This is a genomic window from Fictibacillus aquaticus (assembly GCF_002245695.1).
Lineage (GTDB): Bacteria > Bacillota > Bacilli > Bacillales > Fictibacillaceae > Fictibacillus > Fictibacillus aquaticus.
In genome coordinates this window covers 1-8,324 of sequence record NZ_NOII01000008.1, presented here as the reverse complement: position 1 = coordinate 8,324, position 8,324 = coordinate 1, and the positions used below count along the sequence as shown (strand labels likewise).

Below are 8,324 nucleotides of genomic sequence, written 5' to 3'. Positions count from 1 at the left end.
TCCACCCGGTATGCCGGGGCAGATCCTTTATTGGCGACGAATGACAAGTATTTGCGTGCTACTTCCTTCTTCTCTTCCTTCACTTCGAGTGTATCAAAATCACACACGAATCCGCCTACTATCGTTTTCAGCTCGGCATCGACTTCCATCTCGCCGGGCAGCTCTGCTTCAATTTTTCCGGTTACGGTTTTAAAATATGCAGAGCCCTCCACTGCAGATGACAGCCTGCAGAAGATCGAACCGTTCATCGTCTCTGCTCGTATATGCTTTGCATCCACTGCCATACGGAGTGCGCCGTTCATCGTTTCACCATCAGCTTCATCAAACAGGCAGTCATTAACGGTAAGTGTTCCGTTTGCCGTCTCCGCCTTCAGCTTAGAGCCACGGCATTCAGCGATCGAGATCGAGCCGATTGTTGATTTCACGTTAACCGCCTTCGCTTCACAGTCGCTTAGCTTGATTGGTCCGTTAAAAGTAGACAGTTTGATCTCATCAAATGCATAGCGAGGAATGGAGATCACCGCGTTCACTTTTTGATGCTTGTTACGGGAATAAAACCTGAGCTTTGTTGCATCACAGTCATAAAACGTTTCATTTCGGAATTTTGTTTTCGCTGAAGAGCCTTCAGGAACTTTGTATACTTGTGCTTCACATTCAATCTGCACATCGTTCCGATCCCACGGAACCATGGTGACAGAACCGTTATAAACTTCTATGTCTACCTGCTGAAACATGACGTGGCTGTCAGAGTACACATAATGGACAGCCTCTGAAGGACCGAAATTCAGGTCAAAGTCTGCCGTCTTGATTCGCTGGACGACACGATCGAAAAACTTAGCCATTTTATACCCTGTAGATGGAATCTTAACTGCTGTTGCCCCGCCTTGTGAAGCCATTGACTTGATTGGGTTCTTCACGCTGAACGTTTTTTTGCTCCCGACAGCGTATAGCAGTTTTTCTGCCTCTTCAGCAGAAATTTTGCCTTCACTCAGCATGTTCAAAATCATCTTCTTTTCTTCCATGACAGGACGCCCCCCTGAGTTTGTCATTGCACCGGCGTCGAGGCTGATTCATGATGTCGAGTATTTTCCGGCTGCTGAATTCAAGTTTGGATAAGCACCTTTATTCCTTTAACAATATTCCATATGGTGACGATTAATGACACTAATCCGAACACCAATGCGCTGAAAATAATGGCACCCTTGGCAAATCCGGACTCAAAGACTACAATAATGCCAAGCGAGATGGCAATAACAGGTATTAAGTGAGACCAAAAGCCTTTTCTGGCGTGTTCAGTCACCGTTTCATCTTCTATAACAAAATAAACAACGACAGGAAATAAAAAAGGTGCAAAGAAAATACTAAAATAGCACAATGACGATAGTATTTTATTTTTATTGTCATTCATAGAACCTTTCCCCTTCTAACTTCTCTTTTTAAAATAAACTTCCTTTTTCTTTGTACTTATTCGACAGATGTTCCTATATTCCGTATGATTATGACAGCTTGTGTTTTTATTTAAATTGTTTTTGTAGGCTTATGTGCAATGAAAGGACTCCGAGAAGCAGTTGATCTCCGTTACAGGCGCACGCTTTCCGCGGGGTGAGCGGTNNCATTGGAAGGTCTCACCTGTCTCACTCATCCCGCAGGAGTCGGCGCCTTACACTCCGATCAACTTAATCAATGATGCGTTCAAGGTGATCAAGCGCATGTAATAAAAGATCTGATATAGTAATCAAGCGTAAAATACCACCAAGATTAACGTTGTAGCACAATTAACACATCAAAAGCAACTGGGGTAGATAAACTTTCTACATTCAAAAGCAACAATAATCTGTTAGGAAAAGAACCTTAATTTAAGGAGGACATCTCTATGGCTCGTTTTTTAAAGCCTTTATTTATTTTTGCAACTGTTTTGATGCTGACTGGTGTCTTATACAGCATCGGTGCGGAAACGAGTGATACCCTTTCATTTGGAGAAAAGCTTTTAGCTGCAGCACTCAGCTTTGTGCTGATTGCTGGTATCAATTATGCTGTTTACCGTTTAATCCGGTACTTGTGGCGCGGCTAGCACATAAAGCAGTCTGCCAACTTCATGCAATTCCAAACAATGTAATTTTACCATACTCCAAAAAATGATTTTGGAAAATATATTCTCCTAACGAATACACTAATGCAAAGACCATTTATTACAGCTGTTTTTTTCGCATGTATCTAAAAATGGAGGATTATTCATGGAAAATCACGTACTTTCTCTGTCTGACGGAAGAACACTCGGTTTCGGTGATTACGGAAGAATAGACGGACTGCCGGTGCTGCTGTTTCATGGAACTCCATCTTCCCGTATCCACCCTTTCATAAAACTTCTTGAAGAAATGGCATCAGATATGCCGTTTCCTCCTATCCGGATTATTGCTGTAGAACGACCCGGCTACGGGCTTTCCACTCCAAAGCAAGGAAGAACGATCGATCATGTTGTTTCAGATGTTAAGCTGCTGCTAAAGTATTTAAAGATTGATAGCTTCAGTATGATCGGAATTTCCGGAGGCGCTCCTTACGCGCTTGCCTGCGCGGCAGACATGCCAGACAAGGTTCAGAAAGTGGCTGTTATCAGCGGCATGGGGCCGCTCGCTGTAAAAGAACTGCTTCTTTCTCATTCAAAAGAAGATCAGATTGGGTTCCTTAGTGCTTATCAATCTCCAGACGGCTTAAGGAAATTTACACAATACGCACAAAAAAATCCTGAAGCATTTGTGAAATCGCAATATGATCAGCTCCCTGCTGATGAAAAGAAAGTCATCACAAAGGAAATTTTATCGATTTACGTAAAAACGGTAAGCGAAGCAACGCGATCTCCATGGGGAATGATCGATGACTATAAAAATTTTCTCTCTCCATGGTCGTTTGATCCTGCTAAAATCATATCATTCGTGAAATTGTGGCACAGTGATTCAGATGAAAGCGTCCCTGTCGCCCACGCCCGCCATCTGCACCGCATTATTCCCAATTCAGAGTATTCCGAGCTTCGAGGATTCAGCCACTTTTCATCCATTTTCGCTCCGCTGCCGGAAGTTCTGGAGTTTCTGACAATCCGGGCTATTGACGGAAGTTAAACTCCTTTTTATTGGACACCATAATACAAAAAACAGCTTCCCGGTCCTGGGAAGCTGTTTTTTTATGCTATTTAACGGTTTCTTTTTCTTTCATGATTTTGGACATGCGCTTTTTATCTCGCTTTAAAATCGGAGCCAAATATCGGCCGGTGTGAGAAGCTTCAACCTTAGCCAGCTCTTCAGGCGTGCCCGTGCCGACGACAGTTCCGCCTTTATCCCCGCCTTCTGGACCCATGTCGATCAAATGGTCACATTGCTTGATCACGTCAAGGTTATGCTCGATCACGAGAACCGAATCTCCATTGTCTACGATGCGCTGCAGCACCTTCAGCAGACGTGAAATATCATCAACGTGAAGCCCTGTTGTCGGCTCATCGAGAATGTAGATCGTCTTCCCTGTCGAACGCTTATGCAGCTGTGATGCTAGTTTAACACGCTGCGCCTCGCCGCCGGAAAGGGTCGTCGCCGACTGGCCGAGCTTAATATAGCCGAGGCCGACATCCAGAATTGTTTCCATTTTACGCCGGATCTTTGGAATGTTAGCAAAGAAGTCTACCGACTCTTCTACAGTCATATCAAGAATATCGGCGATGCTCTTGCCTTTGTACTTCACTTCAAGTGTTTCACGGTTATAGCGTTTACCGTGGCAAATTTCACATGGGACGTATACATCCGGCAAGAAGTGCATCTCAATCTTGATAATGCCGTCACCGCGGCATGCTTCACAGCGTCCTCCTTTTACGTTAAACGAGAAACGTCCTTTCTTATAGCCGCGCACTTTCGCTTCATTTGTTGAAGCGAACACATCGCGAATATCATCGAACACTCCTGTATATGTTGCAGGATTTGATCGTGGCGTCCTTCCGATCGGTGACTGGTCGATGTCAATAACTTTATCAACGTGATCAAGCCCTTTTATCGCTTTGTGAGCACCAGGCTTATCCTTTGCTCTATGCAGTTTTTGTGCAAGAGCTTTGTGAAGGATTTCGTTCACGAACGTACTTTTTCCAGAACCAGAAACGCCAGTTACTCCGGTAAAGACGCCGAGCGGAATCTTCACGTTAGCGTTTTTCAGGTTGTTCTCGCTCATTCCGAGTACTTCAATATATCGGCCATCTGGCTTGCGTCGTTCAGACGGCAGCGGAATGAATTTCTTACCAGATAAGTATTGTCCGGTAAGCGAGTTCGGATCCTCCATAATTTCCTGAGGTGTCCCCTGTGCGGTAATCGTGCCGCCGTGCGCCCCGGCACCAGGACCGATATCAATAATATAATCTGCAGCAAACATAGTGTCTTCATCGTGCTCGACGACGATCAGCGTATTGCCAAGGCTTCTCATCTCTTCAAGCGTGCGTATAAGACGGTCATTATCGCGCTGGTGCAGACCGATGGAAGGCTCGTCAAGAATATACAGAACACCCATCAAGCGTGAACCGACCTGGGTAGCGAGCCTGATACGCTGCGCTTCACCGCCGGACAAAGTTCCGGCAGCGCGGCTGAACGTCAAGTAATCGAGTCCTACATTGATGAGAAATCCGGAACGATCCACAATTTCTCGGAGGATTAGCTTGGCGATCGCCTGCTCTTTTTCTGTCAGTTCTAGATTATTGAAGAACTTGTTCGCTTCTGTGATCGACATCTGTGTTGTCTCGCCAATGTGTTTCCCGTTGATCAAGACAGATAGAGCCTCTTTTTTCAGGCGGTGCCCTTTGCACTTTGGACAAGGCTTCTGCGCCATATATCCTTCCATCTGTTCGCGGATATAATCAGAACTCGTCTCACGGTAGCGGCGTTCAATATTTGATAGAACCCCTTCAAAGATGATCTCGTTCTTCCTCACCTGTCCAAAGTCATTACGGTACGTGAAAAGAATTCGGTCTTTTGAGCTTCCATTTAAAATTTTATCCATCTGGTCTTTCGGCAGATCTTCAACAGGCACTTCCATATCAATGCCGAAATGTGTCGCGATGCTTTCGAGCAGCTGCGGATAATATTGTGATGAAACAGGCTCCCATGGAGCGATCGCATGATCTTTCAATGAACGCGACCAGTCCGGGATGACTAGCTCAGGATCCACCTCGAGCTTCACGCCAAGTCCGTCACATGATTGGCATGCTCCGAACGGGCTGTTGAAAGAAAATAACCGAGGCTCGAGTTCTCCTATTGAAAAACCGCAGTATGGACATGCATGATTTTGCGAGAATAAAAGTTCTTCCTCGCCCATCACGTCAACGATCACGCTGCCTTCTGCGAGGTTCAGAGCCGTTTCAAGTGAATCTGAAAGTCGTGTCATAATGCCTTCTTTAATGACAATCCGGTCAACAACAACTTCAATGGAATGCTTTTTATTTTTCTCAAGAGAGATCTCTTCTGAAATCTCGCGCATCTCTCCATCGATTCTCACGCGAACATACCCTTGCTTCTTGATGTCCTCGAGTACCTTCACATGCTCTCCCTTACGGCCAGAAACGACCGGTGCAAGGATCTGCAGCTTTGTGCGCTCAGGGTATTCTATGATGCGGTCTACCATCTGCTCGATCGTCTGGGAGGTAATCTCAACACCATGCGTCGGACAGACCGGGCGCCCGATACGGGCAAATAATAGTCTCAGGTAATCGTAAATCTCGGTTACAGTCCCTACTGTGGAACGCGGGTTTCGGCTCGTCGTTTTTTGGTCGATCGAGATAGCGGGCGAGAGCCCTTCGATCGAATCCACATCAGGCTTGTCCATCTGACCGAGAAACTGGCGGGCATACGCGGACAATGATTCTACATAACGGCGCTGTCCTTCTGCATAGATCGTGTCAAACGCGAGCGAGGATTTTCCGGAACCGGACAAGCCTGTCAGTACAACAAGCTTGTCACGTGGAATCGTTACATCTATATTTTTTAAATTATGGGCTCTTGCGCCCTTAACGGTTAAGTTTTGGTTGGCTGCCAACTATGATCATCCTTCCGCTTTCAGTTCAAGAATAAGGTCACGAAGCTCTGCGGCCCGTTCGAACTGAAGGTTCTTTGCCGCGTCTTTCATCTCTTTTTCCATGCGTTCGATGAAAGCTTGACGGTCTTTCTTGCTCATCTTTTGTTTTGGAGCGGCTGTGCCGTATGTGCCAGCATCTTCCGCTGTCTGTGTCGCACGTATCACATCACGAACTTCTTTCTTGATCGTTGTCGGTGTGATTCCGTGCTTTTCATTGAACGCGATCTGCGTCTGGCGTCTGCGCTGTGTTTCCTCGATCGCCACCTGCATCGATCTTGTCACATTATCGGCGTACATAATAACATGGCCGTTCGAGTTACGTGCCGCACGTCCGATCGTCTGAATCAATGACCGGTCAGAACGCAGGAAGCCTTCTTTATCGGCATCAAGGATCGTCACGAGAGAAACCTCTGGGATATCAAGACCTTCCCTCAGCAGGTTGATCCCGACCAGGACATCAAACACTCCAAGCCTAAGATCGCGTATAATTTGAATCCGTTCGAGTGTCTTGATTTCTGAATGCAGATAGCGCACTTTTATGCCAAGCTCGAGAAGATAATCAGTCAGATCTTCAGACATTTTTTTCGTCAGAGTCGTAACAAGAACACGTTCTTGATTTTCGACTCGCGCATTGATCTCTCCGACAAGGTCATCGATCTGCCCTTTAATTGGACGTACTTCAAGCGTAGGATCAAGAAGTCCTGTCGGCCGGATGATCTGCTGAATCGGTTCAGGTGCATGCTCAAGTTCATACGGCCCTGGCGTTGCTGACACGTAAATATGCTGAAACTTCTCATACTTCTCAAACTCATCAAACGTCAGCGGGCGGTTGTCCTTTGCGGAAGGCAAGCGGAATCCGTGTTCAACGAGCACATTCTTTCTCGCCTGGTCACCGTTGTACATCCCGCGGATCTGCGGCAATGTGACGTGTGACTCGTCAATCACGATAAGCGAATCATCTGGAAAATAATCGAGCAGTGTATACGGCGTGCTGCCGATCGGTCTGAGAGTCAGGTGGAGGGAATAGTTCTCGATACCTGAGCAGAAGCCCATTTCCGCCATCATCTCAAGGTCGTAGCGAGTGCGCTGCTCGAGACGCTGCGCTTCCAGCAGCTTTCCTGCATCGTTTAGCTCTTTGAGGCGTTCTTCCAGCTCTGCTTCAATTCGGCCGATCGCCTGCTTCATTTTTTCTTCGCGTGTTACGAAGTGGGATGCCGGGAAAATCGCGACGTGGTCACGTTCTCCGAGAATCTCTCCTGTGAGTGCATCAACTTCTGTGATCCGGTCGATCTCATCTCCGAAAAATTCAACACGCAGACAGTGCTCGTCACGCGATGCGGGGAAGATCTCGACAACGTCTCCGCGTACGCGGAATGTTCCGCGTGTAAAATTGATGTCGTTGCGGTTGTACTGAGTGTCTACAAGATCCCGAAGAAGCTGGTCTCGGTCTTTTTCCATTCCTTTTCTAAGCGAGATGACGAGACTTTTATATTCTTCCGGCGAACCGAGACCATAGATGCATGAAACAGACGCAACGATGATCACATCGTTCCGTTCAAACAATGACGATGTTGCGGAGTGCCGAAGCTTATCGATCTCGTCATTGATGCTCGCATCTTTTTCGATATATGTGTCCGAATGAGCGATATACGCTTCCGGCTGATAATAATCATAATAAGAAACAAAATATTCAACCGCATTGTTCGGGAAGAATTCCTTCAGCTCGCTGTAGAGCTGGCCGGCAAGTGTCTTGTTGTGGGCTATGACAAGCGTCGGCTTGTTCACTTCTTTTATCACATTGGAGATCGTGAAGGTTTTCCCTGTGCCTGTCGCACCAAGAAGTGTCGTTTTTTTCTTGCCTTCATTCAATCTCTCAATCAGCTGCCGGATCGCTTCTGGCTGATCTCCCTGCGGCTTGTATTGCGATACAATTTCAAACGGCTTGCTCAACGTCAAGAACCCCCATTCCTAAAATATGGCTGTGAAAATTATAGCATATACATAAGGTGTAATCCTAATTTTTACGAACAGATATTCGCAGAACATATTGGAAACTTTTCAAATCTGCTTCCTTTAGGTAGACTATTGTAGGAACGTTATTCCTTAAAGGAGACAAACAATGGAACTCGTTTATATTATGCTTGGGCTCGCAATCGGCGTTTTATCAGGTTTTTTCGGCGTCGGCGGCGGCTTTATACTCACCCCGCTTCTTATCCTGTTCGGCTTTCCTC

Annotated in this window: 6 protein-coding genes; 2 read left to right on the top strand and 4 right to left on the bottom strand. The window is 46.3% G+C overall.

The window, feature by feature from the left end; all coding sequences use genetic code 11:
• Together CGZ90_RS14715 and CGZ90_RS14710 are read right to left on the bottom strand one after the other, a co-directional pair.
• On the bottom strand, positions 1–1,022 hold a 1,022-nt coding region (locus tag CGZ90_RS14715; RefSeq protein WP_165766869.1), incomplete at its 3' end, for a DUF4097 family beta strand repeat-containing protein.
• Positions 1,023–1,102: 80 nt separating this feature from the next.
• Positions 1,103–1,408 (bottom strand): magnetosome magnetite crystal formation protein family, encoded by a 306-nt coding sequence (locus tag CGZ90_RS14710; RefSeq protein WP_094253291.1) that lies wholly within the window; start codon positions 1,406–1,408, stop codon positions 1,103–1,105.
• A gap of 465 nt (positions 1,409–1,873) precedes the next feature.
• Between CGZ90_RS14710 and CGZ90_RS14705 the strand changes: the two genes are divergently transcribed.
• On the top strand, positions 1,874–2,071 hold the full coding sequence (locus CGZ90_RS14705; protein WP_094253290.1) for a hypothetical protein: 198 nt from the start codon (positions 1,874–1,876) through the stop codon (positions 2,069–2,071).
• Between the two features lie 163 nt (positions 2,072–2,234).
• Positions 2,235–3,113 (top strand): alpha/beta fold hydrolase, encoded by an 879-nt coding sequence (locus CGZ90_RS14700; protein WP_094253289.1) that lies wholly within the window; start codon positions 2,235–2,237, stop codon positions 3,111–3,113.
• Positions 3,114–3,180: 67 nt separating this feature from the next.
• Here CGZ90_RS14700 and uvrA read toward each other — a convergent pair whose 3' ends face one another.
• The gene (gene uvrA / locus CGZ90_RS14695; protein ID WP_094253288.1) at positions 3,181–6,054 is read right to left on the bottom strand and encodes an excinuclease ABC subunit UvrA; all 2,874 of its coding nucleotides are present in this window, start codon (positions 6,052–6,054) and stop codon (positions 3,181–3,183) included.
• A gap of 6 nt (positions 6,055–6,060) precedes the next feature.
• Positions 6,061–8,043 carry an excinuclease ABC subunit UvrB gene (gene uvrB / locus CGZ90_RS14690; protein ID WP_094253287.1) on the bottom strand — a complete coding sequence of 661 codons (1,983 nt, stop codon included), beginning with the start codon at positions 8,041–8,043 and terminating at the stop codon, positions 6,061–6,063.
• Positions 8,044–8,324: the final 281 nt, after the last annotated feature.